Source organism: Saccharopolyspora ipomoeae, from assembly GCF_029952525.1.
Lineage (GTDB): Bacteria > Actinomycetota > Actinomycetes > Mycobacteriales > Pseudonocardiaceae > Saccharopolyspora > Saccharopolyspora ipomoeae.
This window is the reverse complement of record NZ_JASAOF010000010.1, coordinates 39637-58951: the sequence shown is the minus strand read 5'-3', so window position 1 is coordinate 58951 and position 19315 is coordinate 39637. Positions and strand designations below refer to the sequence as shown.

At 71.7% G+C, this 19315-nt stretch carries 18 protein-coding genes; 11 read left to right on the top strand and 7 right to left on the bottom strand.

Features of this window, described 5'->3' with window-relative positions; translation table 11 throughout:
• Positions 1-271 precede the first annotated feature (271 nt).
• From QFW96_RS17025 to QFW96_RS16995, 7 genes are all read right to left on the bottom strand, one after another.
• On the bottom strand, positions 272-1480 hold the full coding sequence (locus QFW96_RS17025) for a M20 family metallopeptidase (protein WP_281456648.1): 1209 nt from the start codon (positions 1478-1480) through the stop codon (positions 272-274).
• Positions 1477-2499 carry a ketopantoate reductase family protein gene (locus QFW96_RS17020; RefSeq protein WP_281456647.1) on the bottom strand — a complete coding sequence of 341 codons (1023 nt, stop codon included), beginning with the start codon at positions 2497-2499 and terminating at the stop codon, positions 1477-1479. The genes QFW96_RS17025 and QFW96_RS17020 overlap by 4 nt, the downstream gene beginning before the upstream one ends.
• Positions 2496-3257, bottom strand: coding sequence for an SDR family NAD(P)-dependent oxidoreductase (locus QFW96_RS17015; RefSeq protein WP_281456646.1), 762 nt, complete (start codon positions 3255-3257; stop codon positions 2496-2498). The genes QFW96_RS17020 and QFW96_RS17015 overlap by 4 nt, the downstream gene beginning before the upstream one ends.
• Positions 3257-4549 (bottom strand): MFS transporter, encoded by a 1293-nt coding sequence (locus QFW96_RS17010; RefSeq protein ID WP_281456645.1) that lies wholly within the window; start codon positions 4547-4549, stop codon positions 3257-3259. The genes QFW96_RS17015 and QFW96_RS17010 overlap by 1 nt, the downstream gene beginning before the upstream one ends.
• Entirely contained in the window at positions 4546-5466 is a 921-nt protein-coding gene (locus QFW96_RS17005) for a polysaccharide deacetylase family protein (RefSeq protein WP_281456644.1), read from the bottom strand. Before QFW96_RS17005 ends, QFW96_RS17010 begins: the two co-directional genes overlap by 4 nt.
• 18 nt (positions 5467-5484) lie before the next feature.
• On the bottom strand, positions 5485-6489 hold the full coding sequence (locus tag QFW96_RS17000; protein ID WP_281456643.1) for an Lrp/AsnC family transcriptional regulator: 1005 nt from the start codon (positions 6487-6489) through the stop codon (positions 5485-5487).
• Between the two features lie 248 nt (positions 6490-6737).
• Positions 6738-7553, bottom strand: coding sequence for an oxygenase MpaB family protein (locus QFW96_RS16995; protein ID WP_281456642.1), 816 nt, complete (start codon positions 7551-7553; stop codon positions 6738-6740).
• A gap of 219 nt (positions 7554-7772) precedes the next feature.
• Here QFW96_RS16995 and QFW96_RS16990 point away from each other — a divergent pair, with 219 nt between their 5' ends.
• From QFW96_RS16990 to QFW96_RS16940, 11 genes are all read left to right on the top strand, one after another.
• Positions 7773-9584, top strand: coding sequence for an AMP-dependent synthetase/ligase (locus QFW96_RS16990; protein ID WP_281456641.1), 1812 nt, complete (start codon positions 7773-7775; stop codon positions 9582-9584).
• Between the two features lie 117 nt (positions 9585-9701).
• Positions 9702-10322, top strand: coding sequence for a TetR/AcrR family transcriptional regulator (locus tag QFW96_RS16985; protein ID WP_281456640.1), 621 nt, complete (start codon positions 9702-9704; stop codon positions 10320-10322).
• Positions 10323-10624: 302 nt separating this feature from the next.
• A complete protein-coding gene (locus QFW96_RS16980; protein WP_281456639.1) occupies positions 10625-11422 on the top strand; it encodes an MlaE family ABC transporter permease in 798 nt (265 codons plus the stop codon).
• Positions 11422-12243: an MlaE family ABC transporter permease gene (locus QFW96_RS16975; RefSeq protein WP_281456638.1), complete on the top strand. Its 822-nt coding sequence runs from the start codon at positions 11422-11424 to the stop codon at positions 12241-12243. Before QFW96_RS16980 ends, QFW96_RS16975 begins: the two co-directional genes overlap by 1 nt.
• 3 nt (positions 12244-12246) lie before the next feature.
• Complete coding sequence (locus QFW96_RS16970) at positions 12247-13446, top strand: MCE family protein (RefSeq protein WP_281456637.1); 1200 nt, start codon at positions 12247-12249, stop codon at positions 13444-13446.
• Positions 13443-14435, top strand: a complete 993-nt coding sequence (locus QFW96_RS16965; RefSeq protein ID WP_281456636.1) for an MCE family protein — start codon at positions 13443-13445, stop codon at positions 14433-14435. Before QFW96_RS16970 ends, QFW96_RS16965 begins: the two co-directional genes overlap by 4 nt.
• Positions 14432-15418, top strand: a complete 987-nt coding sequence (locus QFW96_RS16960) for an MCE family protein (protein ID WP_281456635.1) — start codon at positions 14432-14434, stop codon at positions 15416-15418. Before QFW96_RS16965 ends, QFW96_RS16960 begins: the two co-directional genes overlap by 4 nt.
• Positions 15415-16497, top strand: coding sequence for an MCE family protein (locus tag QFW96_RS16955; RefSeq protein ID WP_281456634.1), 1083 nt, complete (start codon positions 15415-15417; stop codon positions 16495-16497). The genes QFW96_RS16960 and QFW96_RS16955 overlap by 4 nt, the downstream gene beginning before the upstream one ends.
• Positions 16494-17471 carry an MCE family protein gene (locus QFW96_RS16950; RefSeq protein ID WP_281456633.1) on the top strand — a complete coding sequence of 326 codons (978 nt, stop codon included), beginning with the start codon at positions 16494-16496 and terminating at the stop codon, positions 17469-17471. Before QFW96_RS16955 ends, QFW96_RS16950 begins: the two co-directional genes overlap by 4 nt.
• Positions 17468-18670 carry an MCE family protein gene (locus QFW96_RS16945; RefSeq protein WP_281456632.1) on the top strand — a complete coding sequence of 401 codons (1203 nt, stop codon included), beginning with the start codon at positions 17468-17470 and terminating at the stop codon, positions 18668-18670. The genes QFW96_RS16950 and QFW96_RS16945 overlap by 4 nt, the downstream gene beginning before the upstream one ends.
• Positions 18670-19200, top strand: coding sequence for a hypothetical protein (locus QFW96_RS16940; protein ID WP_281456631.1), 531 nt, complete (start codon positions 18670-18672; stop codon positions 19198-19200). The genes QFW96_RS16945 and QFW96_RS16940 overlap by 1 nt, the downstream gene beginning before the upstream one ends.
• Positions 19201-19315 lie beyond the last annotated feature (115 nt).

Genomic DNA, 19315 nt, shown 5'->3' with positions numbered 1-19315 from the left:
GCCCGGAGTCACCGGAAATCGCGATCGAGAAGCGTTGGCGGCTAAATCAGTACAGCATCATGACCTGCTGATACAGGGAACCAGAAATCATTTCGAAAACATTTGGAGAATGCCTCTCCGCTTATCCGGAAGCCCATCGAGAAATGGATTAAAGGAACCATCCAGACATTCCCGAGCCGGAAATCCGGAAAAGCCCCCACCATTCGATCGACGCTGAAATCAGAAATCTACGGCGAAACGCCCCAAAAGGCGATCGCACCACCAGGGCGAATCACCCGTGATCAATTTCCGAAATACCGGGACGGTTCGAGGAGAAGTCGTCCGCCGGTGAGGACCGCGTCGCGAAGTGGTGCAGCAGGGCGGTGGTGAGCGCTGAGCGTTGCAGGAGGCCGGAGACCGTCGCGTGCTCGTTGCGGGCGTGGGCGCCTGCGCCGACGGCGCCGAGGCCGTCGAGCACCGGAGCCCCGGCCGCCTGGGCGAAGTTGCCGTCGCTCGCGCCGCCGACGGCGGTCTCGCGCAGGTCGAGCCCCAGCGGGACGGCGCAGTCGCGCGCCACCTCGTAGAGCGCGGCGACCTCGGGCGTTCGCTCGAAGACCGGGCGGTTCCAGCCGCCGGAGACGGTGATCCGCGTCTTCGGGTCCACCGGCTCCAGCGACGCCAGGGCGGCGTCGATCCGGCTCGCCTCGACGGCGTCGGCGACCCGGACGTCGAGCTCCGCGGTCGCGCTGCCCGCCGTGACGTTGGCCCGGGTGCCTCCGCGCACCACCCCGACGTTCACCGACGTCCCGGCGTCCAGGTCGGTGAGCGCCCGGCAGCGCAGCACCTGGTGGGCCATCTCCACCACCGCGCTCGCCCCGGCCGTCGGGTCGAGGCCCGCGTGCGCCTCTTCGCCGGTGACGGTCACCGTGAACAGCCCGACGCCCTTGCGGGCGGTCTTGACCGCGCCGTCGGCGCTGGCCTCGAACACGAGCGCGGCGCGGGACTTCCGCGCCTCGGCGGCGATCACGTCGGACGAGCCGAGGCTGCCGGTCTCCTCGTCGCCGTTGAGCAGCAGCGTGACCGGAGGCCGGGGAAGCCCGAGCTCCTGCAGCGCGCGCAGCGCCCAGACCGCCTGCACCAGACCGGCTTTCATGTCGAAGACGCCGGGACCGCTGATCCGGTCTCCGTCCACCGCGAACGGCCACCCGGCGAGCGTGCCGGTCGACCAGACGGTGTCGTAGTGGGCCAGCAGCAGGATCGGCTCGGCACCGCTGCCGGAGTACCGGCGGATCACGACGTCGCCTGTCTCGTCGCGCGGCAACCGCTCGTGCTCGACCGGCGGGCCGATGCGGGCGTCGAGCCAGTCGCACACCCACCGCAGGCACTCGTCGAGCGCGGCGAGGTCGTCGCTGGAGCTCTCGTGGTTCACGTAGGCGGCGAGGTCGGCGATCATCTCGTCGCGGTGCTGGGTGAGCCACGCGTGCGCGGCCGCGGCGGTCACACCAGGCTCCCGGCGATGCGGTCGAGCTCGTCGAGCCGCCGCTCGGACATCGCGGCGGGGTCGTCCTCCAGCTCGCGCAGCCCGGCCATCACCGCCCGGAGCAGGGGCGTGCCGATGCCGAGCCGGTCCGCCTCGGCCAGGACCGTGGCGTAGTGGGTGGTCACCTCGACCTCCCGACGTCGGACCGCGAGGTCCCGCCAGATGCCGCTGCGGGTCTTGGGCTGGGTTCGCAGCCAGGCCGTCAACTCCGCCACCGCGCGTTCCCGGTCGTCGCGGTCGGCGCCGCGCGCGAAGGCGGTGGGGCGGAACGCGTCGAACGCCTCCAGCCGGACGCCCAGGGTTCCGGCGACGGCGAAGACCTCCTCGCCCAGCGCGTGCATCGCGGGCCGGTGCCGGTCGATCAGGTCGGCCATCGGCTCGTCGGCCAGCGCCGTGGCGGCCAGCATCGCGCCGAATCCCGCCTTGGCCCAGAGGAATCCCTCGACGTTGTCGCTGGCCTGCGCCGGACCCCACGCCCGCAGGTCGGCCACCAGCGACCGCACCCGGTCCGACACCGCCCCGCCGGGTTCACCCAGCACGAGGGCCCCGGGGCCGCCGTCGGCGATCACGCCGGGCTCGGTGCGGTCGGCGAAGATGTTGACGAACGCCGCGACGGTGCGCGCGAGGCCGAGGTGCTCGGCCAGGACGGGCTCGTTGAACCCGTTCTGCACCGACGCCACGTACCCGTCGGGTGCGAGCCGGGGCGCGATCCAGCGCACCGCCGACTCCGTGGCCTGGGCCTTCACCGCGAGCAGCACGTGCTCCAAGGTGCCGGTGAACTCCTCGGGAGTCGCGGCCGCCACCGGCGCGGCGGTGCGCTCACCGGCCCGGTCCAGGACCAGACCGCGTTCGGCGATGGCGGCCACGTGCTCGGCGTCGGCGTCGATCACGGTGACGGGGTGCCCGGCGCGGGCGAGGTGGAAGGCGAGCGTGCCCCCGATCGCTCCCCCGCCGACCACCGCGTACGTCGTGGAACTCATGCGTTGCGTCCTTCCCGGACCTCGTTCGGCCCCACCGGGTGAGGCCACAGTCGTGGCAGGTGTGCGGCACCGGCGGCGGATCCGCCGTCGACGCGCAGGATCTCGCCGGTGATCCAGGAGGCGTTGTCCCCGGCCAGCCAGCGGACGGCGCGGGCGACGTCGGCCGGGACGCCCGGTCTGCCGAGCGGGTTCACCGACACCGCGGCGGCGTAGTCCTCGGCGACCGGGTTGCAGTCGCTGTCGACCGCCACGAACCCCGGGCTGACCGCGTTGACCCTGATGCCCCGCTCCCCCAGCTCCAGAGCCGCTGCGCGGGTGGCCATCTCGAGCGCCGCCTTGGAGCTCGCGTAGGGTCCGCCGCCCGGCCGGGCGCGCAGCGCGGCCCCGGAGGAGATGTTGACGATCGCCCCGCCGCGAGCCCGCCGCGCGAACGCGGCGGTGGTCAGCACCGGGGCGCGCGCGTTCAGCGCGAAGATCCGGTCCCAGCTCTCGGCGTCGACGTCGGCCATGTCCAGCGACGGGTAGATCCCGGCGGCGTTGACCAGCACGTCCAGCGGCCACGCCTGCTCGACGACCGCTTCGCAGGCCTGCGGTGAGGTGAGATCGGCGGTGATCCGCGCTCCCGGCACCGACGAGTCGGCCAACCGGTCGCCGTCGATGTCGACGAGGGTGAGCGCGACGTCCTCGTGCTCGGCGAACTCCTCGGCGATGGCGCGACCGAGCCCGCTCGCCGCGCCGGTGACCAGCACTGCGCGCATCAGGCGAACTCCTCGTCCTTGGTCTCGGGCATCGTCAGGTAGACGATCAGCGAGATCAGCGCCGAGCCGGAGACGTAGAGCCAGAGCAGGTCGCTGTGCCCGATGTCGTTGAGCCAGGTCGTGATGTAGGGCGCGGTTCCGCCGAACAGCGCCACCGCCAGGGCGTAGGGCAGCGCGATGCCGGTGGCGCGGACTTCCGGCGGGAACTGCTCGGCCATGATCACCGCGCAGTTCGCCGAGTACCCGAGCACCAGGACCATGCCGACGAGCTGCACCAGGAACAGGCTCCAGAAGCTGTTGCCGAGCAGGTTCAGCAGCGGCCAGGACAGCACCACGAAACCGCCCGCGAACACGCCGAGCGTGGTCTTGCGGCCCACCCGGTCGGACAGGATGCCGACGAAGGGCAGCGCGACCACGAACACCACCAGGCACAACGTCTGCGACAGCAGCGCCTGCGACAGCGGGATCCCGGTGGTGATGTTGGCGTAGGTCGGCAGGTAGTTGACCCAGATGTAGTACGTCAGCGTCCCGGCGATGGTGATGCCGGCGACCCGCAGCGCCGCTCCGGGGTGCTCGACGAACATCGCCTTGAGCGGGTTGGTCCGGGTCCGGCCGTCCGAGCGGGCCCGGGTGAACGAGTCGGTGTCCTCGACCGAGACCCGCAACCACAGCCCGATGAGCCCGAGCAGCCCGCCCAGGACGAACGCGACGCGCCAGCCCCAGGAGTGCAGCGCCGCGTCCGACAGCGCCGAGGTGGCGATGGTGCCCATCAGCGAGGCGATGAGCACGCCGCCGCCGACCGAGACCTGCTGCCAGGACCCGGCGAACGCGCGCCTGCCCGCTGCGGCGGACTCGACGAGGAACGCCGAGGACGACCCGAACTCACCACCGGCGGAGAAGCCCTGGAGCAACCGGGCCAGCAGCAGCACCAGCGGCGCGAACAGCCCGATCGCGTCGTAGCCGGGGGTCAGGGCGATGACGAACGACGCACCGGCCATCAACCCGACGGTGAGCGTGAGGCCCTTCTTGCGCCCGTGCCGGTCGGCGTAGCCGCCGAGCACCGCGGCGCCGATCGGGCGCATCACGAAGCCGACCGCGAACACCGCCAGCGTCGACAGCAGCGCGACGGTCTCGTCGCCGCCGGGGAAGAACTCCTGCGAGATGATCTTGGCGAAGATCGAGTAGAGCGCCCAGTCGACCCACTCGACGGTGTTGCCGATCGTGCCCGCCACGATGGCCTTGCGCTGAGCGCGCGTCATCTTCCCGGCGCTGATCGCCGCGTCCGCTCTCATGAGGTCGCTCCTGCGGTGTCGAGCCGGGTCGCCTCGGCGCGCGCGGCGTCGGCGAGCTCGGCGTGGGTGGCGAACCACACGTCGCCGTGCGCCCGGATGTGGTCGAGCAGTTCCCGCAGCACGACCAGCCGCGAGCGGTGGCCGATGACGTGCGGGTGCGCGGTCAGTTGGAAGACGCCCCCGGCCCGGTAGGCGGCGTCGAACTCGTCGACCCAGATCTCCAGCACGTCGCGCGGGCGGGTGTGGGGCCGCACGGATCCGTAGCGGTCCATCGTGAAGTACGGCGCGTCGTCGCGGATCCAGTCGACGGGGATCTCCACGATCCCGGTCGGCTCGCCCTCGGCGACGATCTCGTAGGGCTCGTCGTCGGCCATCAGCGAGGAGTCGTAGGCGAAGCCGAGCTCGCGGATGGTGTCCAACGTGGACTCGGAGAAGTCCCACGACGGGGTGCGGATGCCGGTCGGGCGCACGCCGGTGATCTCGGCCAGCGACTCCATCGCCCTGGCGAGCAGGTCCCGCTCGTCCTCGCGGGCCAGCAGGGTGTTGCGCTCGTGGATCCAGCCGTGCACGCCGATCTCGTGCGGTTCGCTCGCGTAGTCCCGCGCCTCGGCCGGGTGCAGCAGCGCCGAGACCGCGGGCATGAAGAACGTCGCGGGGACCCGGTGCTCGGCGAGCAGTTCGAGCACCCGGCCCGCGCCGACGCGGGCGCCGTACTCGCCCTGCGCGAGCCGCCCGGGGCTGGTCTCGCCGTCGCGCAGCGGGATCGTCTCGTGGTCCGGGTCGAAGGACAGCGCGACCGCGACCCGCGCTCCGCCGGGCCACTGCTGAGGCACGAGGCGCCGTCCGGCGCGCACGGCTTCGACGTGACGGCGCCAGGCCCGCTCCGGCCACTGCCACGGCTCTGGTGTTTCGGACATGTTCCCTCCGTGCGGTTCTCAGCGGAAGCGGTCGACGCGGGTCCACGCGCGCTTGAGCGTGGCCAGGTGCAAGGTGACGTCCGAGGCGTTGAGCCCGGGGAGCGTGCCGATGACCTCGGTGGTGTAGCCGAACAGGTCGGCCTTGGCGGGCAGCACCATCTGCCCGACGAGGTTGAACCGGCCGGTCGCGGCTGCCAGGAACTTCGTGCCGGGGTGGGCCGCGAGGCGGCGACCGGCCTCGTCGAGGTCTCCCGGGTGAATCGACAGCCAGAGCATGAATTCCACGCCGTAGCCCAGCAGACCGGGTTCGACGAGCGTCCGGAACTGCAATCCGCCCCGCGAGACCATCCGGTCCATCGCGCGGGCGACGCTGGATTCGCTGCACCCGAGCTCGCGGGCGATCGCGCTCACCGGCAACCGGCCGTCCGCGGCGAGTTCCTCGGCCACGGCGGTTTCGAGCTCACCCGGTGCTTTCGGCGGAGTGCCCCAGTCCGCCCGGTCGTAGGGCGGCGCGTGGGTCGGTCGCAGCTCGGCGGCGGCTTCGGGCGGCAGCAGACCGGTGTCCCAGCCCGGTGCCGAGGCGAAGGTGCGGATGACGGCGACGCTCTCGGTCCCGGTGATCAGCTCGGCACCGGGCAGGTCGGTGAACAGCAGCCGCAGCAGCTCGTCGTTGTCGTGGGCGACGAAGTCGACGATGAGGTCGGCGGTGCCGGTCACCACGGCGAGGAACCGCGCCTCCGGCCGGGTCGCCAGCTGCTCGGCGAGGTCCCAGCCCCGCCCGGGCTTGGCCTGCACCCGGACCAGCATCGACGACCCGGCGGCGGTCCGGTCGAGGTCGATGACCCCGACGACGTGGACCAGCCCGCGCTCGTGCAGCGCGGTGAAGCGCCGCTGCACGGTCGTCTCGCTGACACCGGCCCACCGCGCGACCGCGCTCCACGGAGCACGCCCGTTGAGCTGCAGCGCCGCGATGATGCGGCGATCCACCTCGTCCACGGCCTCCACGGCCAGCCCGGTTGTCATGGCCGGGGACGTTAAACACCGGGACAACCCCGGTCAACGCCGGAATCCTGCAAACCACCTGGTTAACACGATGTTTCCCGCCGTTTTTCAGGTCCGCGCGCCGGAAAACACCCACGCCAGCCGAACCGGACCGAAGCCCGGCCCCGCGCCGGATCCCGTCAAGAAGATCTTGAAAATCCCCTCACCAGCACGCGGAAGAGCCGCGCGACGAGGCCGCGCGGCTCATGAGGCGATCTCCGGCGAAGGGCTCAGACCAGGGGTTTGCCCTTGCGCATCCGGCGGCGGAGGTCCCACAGGTGGTAGTTGAACGGGAACCTGCGGAGCGGGGTGGGCAGGCGGAGGGCCACGGCGCCGATGGCTCGGGTGAGCTTGTCGAAGCGGCGCTGGTCGCGGTGGGTCCAGTGCAGGCCCATCTGGTCGCGGAAGGTCTGCGGCAGGAAGCCCGTGGTGATGAACTTGTTGAGCGGCGCGAAGGGGACGCGCAGGATCGCCGGGAGGAACCGGAGCTCGGCGATGTCGAGCAGATGCCTGCGGATCGTGTCGTCGATGCTGACCTCGGCGAGGTTCTTCTCCCAGTAGTCGTCGAACTCCGCCCTCGTCGACGGCCACATCTCCGGCTTGACCTGCAGCGTCGTGCCCAGCGGGGCGGAAGCCGCGAAGATCTCCTCGCGGCGGTCGGCCGGGATGGGCTTGCCGGACATGGCCACGAACGAGTCCTCGTAGCCCTTGTAGAGGCACGCCGCCACCCACAGCTGCAGCTCCGGGTCGAAGGCGTTGTAGGACACCGGGCTCGACTCGCCCGAGCGGACCTGGGCGTGCGATCGGTTCACCGAGCGCCGGTAGGCGCGCTTCTCCTCGTCGGTGCCCAACGTCGCGACCGACAGGTAGGTGAACGTGGTACGGGTGCGCTTGACCGGGTGCTTGAACAGGTTCCCGCTGTCCACGGTGCTCTCGTAGACGCCGTAGCCGACACCGGGCCGGCCCAGCTGCATGATCACGTTCGCCGCGCCGGCCATCAGGCCCGCTCCGACGATGACGTCGCCGAACTCCTCCGCCGGTGTCATGACCACCTCCCTGTGGTTGGAAAGCCCACCTGACCCCCGGGAAGAATCATGACTTCTATTGACCACTTGTCAATAGCTGATTCGGGATTCATCCTCAGGTATACACCGCTGTTGGTCCCTGTTCGCAGCCTTCGCGAACAATCAGGCGACGGCTGTTGACATCTGGGCAACAGCGGTTCAGCGTGTTTCGACGCAGGTTCGCAACGGAGGGAACTGGCCGTGACCACAGCCGAGCAGGTAAGCCGGGCCGTCGAGGGACTGACCATCCCCGGACTGCTGCGCCGCAACGCCCGGGACTTCCCCGACCACCCCGCCCTGACCAGCGGGATCGACGCGGACGCCGGCACCTGGTCCTGGTCCCGGCTGCGCACCGAGGTCGCCGCGCTCACCCGCGGTCTGGCCGCGCTCGGACTCGGCCGCGGCGACCGGATGCTCATCGCGATGGCCAAGCGGCCCGAGCACTGGGTCGTCGACCTGGCCGCCATCCACATCGGCGCGCTGCCCTGCACCACCTACGACACCCTGAGCACCGAGCAGATCCGCTTCGTCGCCGAGCACAGCGAGGCGAGCGTGCTGGTGCTGGAGGGCGAGGAGCAGCTGCGGCGCTGGCGCCCGGTGCTGGCCGACCTCCCCCACCTGCGGGCCGTGGTCACCGTCGACCCCGGCGTCGGAACCGACCCCAGCTTCGTCGACTACACCGACCTGCGCGGCGAACCCGGGCCGCCCGACGCGGCTTTCGAGCGGCTCGCCGACCAGGCCGATCCGGACTCGCCGCTGACCGTCGTCTACACCTCGGGCACCACCGGCGAACCCAAGGGCGTGGTGCTCACGCACCGCAACGCCATCCACGAGTCCTTGATGCAGGACCACCTCGTGCCGGTCGCCGAGCACCCGCGCTCGGTCGCCTACCTGCCGCTGGCCCACATCGCCGAGCGGGTGCTGGGCATCTACATGCCGATCAGCAACGCCGGGCACGTCACCATCTGCGAGGACCAGGCGCAGCTGTTGCCGACGCTGGCCGCGGTGCGCCCGCACGGGTTCTTCGGCGTGCCCCGGGTGTGGGAGAAGCTCTCGGCCGGGTTGTCGGCCAAGCTCGCCGCACTGCCCGCCGAGCAGGCCGCGGTCATCGAGCACGCCCGCGAGATCGCGCTGGAGGTGTTCCGGCTGCGCTCGGCCGATCAGCCGGTGCCCGACGAGCTCGCCGCGCGGCACCGGGCGCTCGACGAGCAGGTGCTGCGGCCGCTGCGCGCGGCGATCGGGCTCGACGACTGCGTGCGCGCGTTCAGCGGCGCCGCGCCGATCCCGACCGCGGTGCTGGAATTCCTCGCGGGCGTGGGACTTCCGGTCTACGAGGTGTGGGGGCTGAGCGAGACGACGGGTGCGGCGACGGTGAGCACACCGGAGGTCTTCGCGCTCGGCGCGGTCGGTCGGCCGGGTCCGGGCGTGGAGGTCCGGGTCGCCGACGACGGCGAGCTGCTGGTGCGCGGCCCGGTGGTCTTCGCCGGATACCTGCAGCGCGACGGCTCGATCGCCGCGGCCACCGACGCCGACGGCTGGCTGCCGACCGGTGACATCGGGACGGTCGACGAGCGCGGGATCGTGGCGATCACCGACCGCAAGAAGGAGCTCATCATCACCGCGGGCGGCAAGAACATCGCGCCCACCAAGATCGAATCGCTGCTGCGGGCGCACCCGCTGGTCGGCCAGGCCGTCGCGATCGGCGATCAGCGCCGCTACGTCACCGCGCTGCTGGTGCTCGACGAGGACGCCGCGCCGGGCTGGGCGAAGTCCCACGGCGTCGACACCACCGACCTCGACGAGCTGGCCGAGCACCCCGAGGTCCGCGCGGCGCTGGAGGAGGCCGTGGAGCAGGCCAACCAGCAGCTGGCGCGCGTGGAGCAGGTCAAGGCGTTCCGGGTGCTGGCGGGGCCGTGGACCGCCGAGAGCGGGGAGCTCACGCCGAAGCTCAGCCTGCGCCGCAAGGTCATCGCCGAGCGCTACGCGGAGACCGTCGAGGGGATGTACCCGTGAGGTATTGGCAGCGTGCCAACACCGCGCGAACCGGCCTCCACCAGCACTGCTGGCCTTCCCGACGGGACGGGTGCGGTATCTTGTTGACGTCGGTACGGCCACAGATGAGGAGTCGGCATGAACGCCCAGCGCCCGGTCCAGCGACGACGGTTGGAGCCCGACGCGCGGCGCGCCGAGATCCTGGCCGCCGCCCGCAAGCTGTTCGGCAAGGGCAACTTCTCCACCGTGTCCACTTCGGACATCGCGGCCGAGGCGGGCGTGGCGCGAGCGCTGATCAACCACTACTTCGGCAGCAAGCAGGAGCTCTACCTCCAGGTCGTCCGGCAGATGCTGGTCGTCCCGGCCTCGGTCTCCGAACGGCTGCCCCCGACCACGGCCGAGGAGCGGCTGTCGATCTGCGTGGACCGCTGGCTGGACGTGGTGGAGCGCAACCGCGACATGTGGCTCTCGGCGATCGGTTCGGAAGCCGTCGGTCACGACGACGAGGTCGAGCGGATCATGCTGGAGGCCGACGAGATCGCGACCGACCGGGTGCTGGAGGCCGCGATGATGGCCGACGTGACCGACGGCCGGGAGAAGCTGCGCGGCATGATCCGCGCGCACAGCGCCATGCTCAAGGCCGCCTCGCGGGAATGGCTCGTGCGCGGCAGCCTCAGCCGCAGCGACCTGCACGTCATGCTCACCCGCACCGTGCTGCACCTGGTGAACGAGGTCTTCCCCGCCGTTCGCGCCGACTGAGCCGGAACCGACTCTCCGCCAACGCCTTTCCACGCGATCCTGCCACGCGCGTGGCGCAACTACCCTTTTCCGCACTTCCACGCGGGGAAACGCGCGCAAGCGGCGCAGCCGCGAGCGGGCCCGAGCCGCTCTCGCAGCCGGCACCGCCGCGGGTTCTCAGCGGTTCTCCGGGGAGGACGCCGCGACGCCGTGTATCGGCATACATCAGAAGTGGCGCCCGGACCCGGAGGGCCGCTGAGGTTCCGCTACCCGCACCGCCCAGCAAGGTGACCCGGGAATCACGGAAGACGAGGGAGAAGCGGATGAGCCGTTCTCCAGGGCCTGTTGTCGACGCCCTGCTGCAAGCCGGTTTGCTGCTGGACTTCGGCGCCCGGGCGCTGGCCGCCACCGCGCGGGTCACCTTCCGGGCCCGGCTGGCGTGGCGGGAATGCCTGCACCAGGTGCACTTCCTGGCCGCGGTGACGACCCTGCCCGCGCTGCTGGTGACGATCCCGCTGGGCGTCGTGGTGGCGCTCAACGTGGGTTCGCTGGCCAGCCAGATCGGGGCGGAGGGCTACGGCGGTGCCGTGGTCGCCTTCGTCGTGGTCGGCCAGGCCGCTCCCCTGGTGTGCGCGCTGATGATCGCCGGCATCGGCGGCTCGGCGATGTGCGCCGACCTGGGCGCGCGCACCATCCGCGAGGAGATCGACGCCCTGGAGGTCATGGGCGTGCGCACCGTCGAGCGCCTGGTCGCGCCGAGGGTGATCGCGGCGGTGGTGACCACGGTGCTGCTGGCCTGCATCGTGATGCTGGTCGGCATCGGCACCACGTTCCTGTTCCAGGTCTCGGTGCTGGGCGCCTCGCCGGGCATGTTCCTGCAGACGCTGGTGCAGTACTCGCGCGTCGAGGACTTCGCGATGGCGCTGATCAAGGCCGCGGCGTTCGCGGTGCTGACCGCGCTGGTGGCCTGCTTCAAGGGGTTGACCGCCCAGGGCGGGCCCGGCGGCGTGGCCAACGCCGTCAACGAGGCCGTGGTGATCTGCTTCGTGTGCGTGTTCATCGCCAACACCGCGCTCACCGAGCTCTACCCCGTGCTCGTCCCGGCCAAGGGCGAGTACTGATGACCGCCCCCGTCACGTCCGCTGTGGACACCCTCGTGCTGGTCGGCAGGCACGTGACCTTCTACGTGCGCGCGATCATCGGCGTCCCGGCCGTGCTGGTGCGCTACCCCAAGCACATCGTGCGGCTGGTCACCGAGATCAGCTTCGGCTCGGCGTCGCTGCTGGCCGGGGGCGGGACGATCGGCGTGGTGTTCGCGATGTCGTTCGTCTCCAGCACCCAGGTCGGCCTGGAGGGCTACCGGGGGCTGGACCTGCTCGGCATGTCGCCGATGACCGGGCTGATGGGGGCGCTGGTCAACACCCGCGAGATCGCGCCGATCGTGGCCAGCATCGCGCTGGCCGCCAAGGTCGGCACCGGGTTCACCGCGCAGCTGGGCACGATGCGGGTGGCCGAGGAGATCGACGCGCTGGAGTCGCTGGCGATCCCGTCGCTGCGCTACCTGGTGAGCACCCGGATGGCGGCGGCGTTCATCTCGGTGATCCCGCTGTACCTGGTGGGGCTGTTCGCCTCCTACATGGCAACGGGTTTCGCGATCGTCTACCTCAACGGCGACTCGCCGGGGACCTACAACTCCTACTTCCACCTGGTGCTCACCCCCACCGACGTGCTGTTCTCACTGGTCAAGGCGGTGGTGTTCGCGCTGATGGTGACCTTGATCCACTGCGCCCACGGCTACTACGCGACCGGCGGGCCCGAGGGCGTGGGCAAGGCCGCCGGGCGGGCGCTGCGCACCAGCATCGTCGCGATCACCGTGGTCGACGTGCTGCTGAGCCTGCTGTTCTGGGGCGTGCGACCGTCGTTGCCCGCGTTGGGGTTGTAGGCGATGGCGCGGCGGAGCGAACGCGCGTCGCTGGCCCTGCGCGGGGCCGCGGCGGTGTCGGTGCTGGTGGTGGGCGCGGTGACCGCGGTGGCGGGCAGCGCGGGGGTGTTCACCGCCGAACCGGAGGTCACCACGACGCTGCCCGCGGCGGCGGGCCCGGTCCGGGAGAGCACGCCCGTGCAGTACCGGGGCATCAAGGTCGGCGAGCTGTCGCAGGTGGTGCCCGACGACTCGGGCGCGCGGCTGACGATGAAGCTGGATCCCGAGCGGATCGGCGAGATCCCGGCCGACGTGCGGGTGCGGCTGCTGCCGCGGACCCTGTTCGGCAACCAGTACCTCGACCTCACCGGCCCCGAGCTGCGCGACGGCACGCGGCTGGCCGACGGCGCGCACGTGCCGCCGGACACCTCGCGGCCGACCGCGCAGCTCTACACCACCTACACCCGGATGTACCGGCTGCTCGACGAGCTGGAACCGGCGCAGCTGCAGGTGGCGCTGACCGCGATGGCGGACTCGCTGCGCGGCCGGGGCGAGCAGCTCGGCGGCATGATCGACGACGGCGCGGCGCTGGTCGACGAGGCCGATCCGATCCTGCGGAACCTCGGTTCGGACCTGGAGACGGTGGCCGCTGTCGGTGACGACCTGCGCGCCGCCGCACCGGATCTCGTGCGCTCGCTGGACAACGCCGTCGCCCTGTCCACCGTGGTCGTCGAGCAGCGGGAGGACATCGGGGCGCTGCTGGGGGGCGGCATCGAGGTCACCGACCGCGCGCAGCGGTTCCTCGACGCCAACGGCGAGCGGACCGTGGAGCTGGTGCGCAGCGCCGACCCGATCACCGACGTCCTCGGCGCGAACCCGGGCGCGTTCGGCAACGCCAAGGCCGGTGTGGACACCTTCCTGGACGGCGCGAACCGCGCCTTCTCCACGGGGTTCTTCAAGATCCGCGCGAAGGCCAGCCTGGAGGAACCCCACCCGTACACGCCGCAGGACTGCCCGCGCTACGGCGCTCTCGCCGGGCCCAACTGCGGGAGGGAGACCGCCATCGGCCCGGTCGGGTCCCCGCAGGAGGACGAGACGATGCGACGGCTCGCCCCGCTGCTGCCCACCCCCGAGCAGGCGCCACCGGCGGCCCCGCCGTCGCCGGACCTGCTCGGCCTGATGCTCGGCCCGATGGTGCGCGGAACGGAGGTGATGACGCCGTGAAGCAGGTGCCGTGGATCCGGCTGGCCGCGTTCGCGCTGGTCGCGCTGCTGTGCGGGACGGTCGTGGTCAACACGATCAGCAACCCGGTGACCGGTTCGACCCGCGAGTACCGGGCGGTGTTCACCAACGCCGAGGGGCTCATCCCGGGCAGCGACGTGATGATCGCGGGCGTGCGCGTCGGGAAGGTCACCGAGATCGAGCTCGACGACGGGCTGGCGCGGGTGGCCTTCGACCTGGCCGCCGACCAGCGGATCCCCTCCGACGGCGTCGCCGCGGTGCGCTACGCCGACATGCTCGGCGGCCGGTTCCTGTCGCTGTCGTCCGGACGCGGGCCCGCGCTGCCCGAGGGCGCCGAGATCCCGGTGGAGCGCACCCGCCCGCCGCTGGACCTGACCGCGCTGCTCAACGGGTTCAAGCCGCTGTTCGACGCGATCGACCCGGGGCAGGTCAACCAGCTGGCGGGCGAGATCGTCGCGGTCTTCGACGGCGAGCAGGGCACCATCACCGACCTGCTGACCAAGGTCGTCGCGGTGACCTCTGCGCTTGCCGAGCAGGACCAGGTCATCGGGCAGGTCGTGGACAACCTCAACGGCGCGCTGGGCACCCTGGACCAGAACCGGGAGCAGATGCGCGAGCTCATCTCCGGGCTGGCGCAGCTGACCTCGGCGGTCGCGCAGCAGGCCCCGCAGATCGCCGAGTCCGTCGACAACGGCGCCGCGCTGGCCGGATCGCTCGACGACGCGCTCGACGACCTGGGTCCGGGCCTGTCGCACGACGTGCGGTCGCTTCGGGAGATCACCTCCGGGATGGTGCGCGACCAGCAGCGCTACGCCACGGCGGTGCACGAGCTGCCGGGGTTCCTCAACGCGATCAACCGCGCGGGCGGCTACGGCTCGTGGATGAACGTCTACGTCTGCAACCTCAGCGCCGCGGTCGGCGGGCTCAAGGTCGACCTCGGGGCGGGACCGCACTCGGAGGTGTGCCGATGACGCACGCGATGCCGCCGAAAGCCCTCCGCAACGGCGCGATCGGGGCGATCACCGCGCTCGCGCTGCTGCTGGCGGCGGTCCTGGTGCCGCAGCTGGCCTTCCGCGCGCGCACCCAGGAGCACGTCGCCGAGTTCGCCAACGCCGCCGGGCTGACCACCGGCACCCCGGTCAACGTCGCCGGGGTCCCGGCCGGCCGGGTGACCGGGGTGGAGCTGGCGGGCGACCGGGTGCTGGTGACCTTCCGCGTCGATTCGGGCCAGCGGCTCGGCACCGCCACCCGGGCCGGGATCAAGATCCGCACCGTGCTGGGAACCCGCTACCTGCAGGTCGATCCGGCCGGTCCGGGCGAGCTGGCGGATCCGATCCCGGTGGAGCGCACCGCCGTTCCCTACAGCCTCGACGAGCTCAGCCGGGGTGCCACGGCCACCACCGCCGGGCTCGACACCGCCGCGCTGCAGCGGATGATCGGCTCGCTGCGCCAGGCCGCCCCCGCCGACTCGCGGCTGACCGGCGACGCGCTGACCGGCATCGGCGACGCCGCCCGGATCCTCGGCGAGCGCGGCGAGCAGATCGACGAGCTGCTGCGCGGCACCCAGGCGGTGACCTCCACCTTGCTGGAGGAGCAGAACTCGCTGGTGTCGCTGCTCGGCGACGCCGAACTGGTCGCCGACGTGCTGCACCAGCGGCGGGCCGTGCTGCGGCAGCTCATCGCCGACCTCGACGGCGTCACAACACAGCTCGACGGGTTGCTGCGCGACAACCGCGACGTCCTCGGCCCGCTGCTGGACGACCTGCACTCGGTCACCGACTCGCTGGAGCGCAGCGACGCCGACATCGCCGAGACGCTGCGCCAGCTGGGGCCGGCGAGCCGCTACGTCACCAACGCCTCCGGAACCGGTCCGTGGGGCGAGGTCTCGGCTCCGCTCGGGCCGATCCCGGACAACGTCCTGTGCGTGGCCGGACTTCTCCAGGGGTGCCGATGAGACGGGCGTGGACGATCGTGGCCGCCGTGACCCTGCTGGCGGTGCTGGCGGCCACCGGCTGGTACACCGTGCTGCGACCGCAGCAGACGTTGGTGGTGTCGGCGGACTTCGCCTTCGCCGACGGCATCTTCCCCGGCAACCGGGTGGCGATCCTCGGGGTCCCGGTGGGCACCGTGCGCACCGTGCAGCCGCAGGGCAGCGCGGTGCGGGTGACGATGGACCTCCCACCGGGCACCGAGGTGCCCGCCGACGCGCACGCCTACATCGTCAGCCCGGCGGTGATCAGCGACCGCTACGTCGAGCTCGGCCCCGCCCACACCGGTGGTCCGACGCTCGACGACGGGGCGACGATCCCGCTGTCGCGCACGCACTCGCCGATCAAGTGGGACGAGCTGACCGCCTCGCTGGACACGCTGCTCAAGGCCCTCGGCCCGCAGGGAGCGGCACCCGGCGGGGTGGGCGAGCTGATGCGCCTCGGCGCCGACTCGCTCGACGGGCAGGGCCCGGCGATCCGGGAGGCGATCCGCACCGTCTCCCAGGCCACCGAGGTCCTCGCCGACGGAAGCGGTGACGTCGAGGCCGTGCTGGCCAACGTCGACCGGCTGCTGCAGCTGCTCGTCGAGCGCAAGTCCACAATAGACTCGCTGGCCACCAGGACTTCCGATCTCACGGCGGACTTCAACGCCCAGAGCGACGACATCAGCGCGGCGCTCACCCGGTTGTCGTCGTCGCTGACGCAGGTCGACGGGCTGATCCGCGACCACGGCGACCGGCTCACCGGCGACGTCGCCCAGCTCACCCGGCTGTCCCAGACCTTGGCCGACCACCAGCAGCAGCTCGCCGAGACCCTCGACGTGCTGCCGCTGGGGCTGGACAACCTGCAGCGCACGATCGCGCCCGACGAGCGGATGCGGTTGCGGCTCAACGTCTCCACCAACCTCCGCCAGTTCGACACCACGGCCGCGCTGTGCGAGACGCTGCCGCTGCCGCTGTGCGACGGGCCCGGCATCGTCAACCCGATCCCCATCCCGCTGCCGCCGCTGCCGCTGCCCAGCGGGACCACCGGAGGTGGCCGATGAGGTTGCGCGCGATCCCCGCGCTCGCCGTGGTCCTGGCCACCGCGGGCTGCGGGGTCAACCTGCAGAACGCCGGTATCGGCACGGGAATCAGCGGTCCGAGCAAGCACGTCACCGCCGTGTTCACCGACGCGGGACGGCTGCCGCTGGGCGGCGTGGTGCGCTCGGGGCAGGCCGAGATCGGCCGGGTCACCGCGATCCGCACCCGCGACTTCCGGGCCCTGGTGGAGATGGACATCGCCGCCGACGTCGACCTGCCCGGCGGCACCACCGCGCAGCTGCAGCTCGCCTCACCGCTGGGCGAGGCGTTCGTGATGCTGGAACGCCCGCCGGGAGGGCCGATGCTGGGCGACGGGGCGGTGATCCCGATCGAGCGCACCACCCGAGGCCCCGACATCGAGGACACCCTGGCCGCCGTCGGCACCGTGCTCAACGGGTCCGGGCTGGACCAGGCGCGCACCGTCGTCGGCGAGCTCAGCACCGCGCTGCACGGGCGCGAGGGCGAGGTGCGAGACCTGCTGCACGAGCTGCAGGCGGTGCTCGGGTCGTTGCAGCGGCACCGCGACGACATCAACCACGTCATCGCCGCCCTGCACTCCACCTCCGAGGAGATCGCCCGCAACAAGCCGCTGCTGGAGGCCACGTTCACGCAGGTCAAACCAGGTGTGGACGTGCTGCTGGCGGAGCGGGAGCGGTTCGGGGCGCTGCTGGCCAACACCGCGTCGCTGAGCGCCACCGCCGACGGGCTCGCCCAGCGCACCGCCGGAACGCTCACCGGCGAGGTGCACCAGCTGCGGCCCGTCCTCGACGAGCTGCGCGGGTTCGACGGCGAGCTGGCGGGCACCCTCGACGGGCTCGCCCGCTTCTCGCAGCTGTTCCAGCAGGCCACGCCGGGCGACTACGTGCTGTTCAACGGGACGCTGGACGTGCCGGGCACGCTCGGCGAGGTCGTGGCACCGGGAAGGGGCGCGCCGTGAGGCGGAACCGGTTGATGCTGGTGCAGATCGCGCTGTTCGCGCTGATCAGCATCGGCTGCACGGTGTACGTCGTGACCAACGTCGTGCGCCCGCACATGATCTCCGCACCGCACCACGTGACGGTGCGGATGCCGGAAGCCTCCGGCATCACCCGGGACTCGCTGGTGACGTTCCGGGGCGTGGAGATCGGCGCGGTGACCGGGGTGCGCATCGAGGACGCCGGGGTGAGCGTGCTCGTGGCGATCGATTCCTCGGCGCGGGTGCCCGCCTCCGCGCGGGCGGTGATCGCGATGGACACCCCGATGGCTCTGCAGCACCTGGACCTGCGGGCCGACACCGACGCGGGCCCGTTCCTGCGCGACGGCAGCGTCATCCAGCACGAGCGGACCGCCCGGCCGCTGCCGCTGGAGACGTTGCTGACCGACTTCACCGCGATCAGCGACAGCGTCGACCCGCGCGACGTGGACCGGCTCGGCGAGGCGCTCGCCACCGGCCTCAACGGCACCGGCCCGGAGCTGACCCGCATCCTGGACAACAGCGCGGAACTGCTGCGGGTGACCCGGGAGAACGTGCCGCGGCTGCGCAGCACCCTCGACAACGGGCGCGCCCTGGTGGGGCCGAACGGCGAGCAGGGCGACCGGTTGCGGGTGCTGGCGGCGAACCTGCGGTCGCTGACCGACCAGGTGCGCGCCGACGAGCCGCAGGTGCGGTCGCTGCTGTCCACCGCCCCGGACACGACGCGGCAGGTGGCGCGGTTGATGGCCGACAACGAGCCGTCGGTGACCGCGCTGCTGGGCAACCTCGTCACGACCGGGCAGATCGTCAGCGTCCGGGGTCCGGCGATGCAGCAGGCATTGGTGTCGCTGCCCGGCACGTTCGGCGGGCTGGGGCGCATCGTGCACGGCGACACCGCGGACTTCGACCTGGTCATCACCCAGGGGCCGTCGTGCGTCACGCCGATCGAGCGACGCTCGCCCACCGACACCGAGCCGCGCGAACCGTCCCTGGACTGGCACTGCCCGGGCGACGACCCTCGGATGGGCCAGCGCAGCGCCGCGAACGCGCCCCGGCCGATGGGCACCTACGACACCACCACCGGCGACACCGGCGCCGGCTTCACCCTCGGCACCTCCGGTGGGCAGAGCGAGGTGCTCGGTTCCCGCTCCTGGTACTCGATCCCGCTGCAAGGAGTCCGCTGATGACCGACACCCGGACCGAGCCCGAGACCGCCTCCCGCGCCACCTCTCGCCCCGCTCTTCGCAAGCCGCGAGTCCTGGTCGCGGCGGTGATCGCAGCGGTGCTCCTCGGCGCCCTGGGCTACACCGGCCTGCAACTGCGCGCCCACGTCGCCGCGGAGTCGGCCCGCGCCGCCGCCCAGGAGGCCGCCCGGCGCTACGCGACGGACCTCTCTACCTACGACTACCGGCGCCTGGACTCCAACTTCGCCGCCGTCACCGCCAACGCCCACGGCCAGTTCGCCCAGCAGTACGAGCAGGTCAGCTCCAGCCTCACCGAACTGATCCGCCAGAACCAAGCGATCTCCGAGGGCACGGTCCTCACCACGGCCACCGTCTCCGCCGACGAGAACCACGCGGTCGTCGCCCTCTTCGTCGACCAGAAGATCACCAACAAGAACACCCCGGAACCCCGGGTGGACCGGAACCGCATGCAGATGACCCTCATCCACGACGACGGCCGCTGGCTCATCGACAACATCCAACTCCTCTGATCCCTCCCCGATCGTGCCCCTCAAGACGAGAACCGCGGTTTTCGATCGGTGAGAACCGCGGTTCGCGTCGCGTCGAAAACCGCGGCATTCGTCGGTCGAATACCGCGGTTCTTGA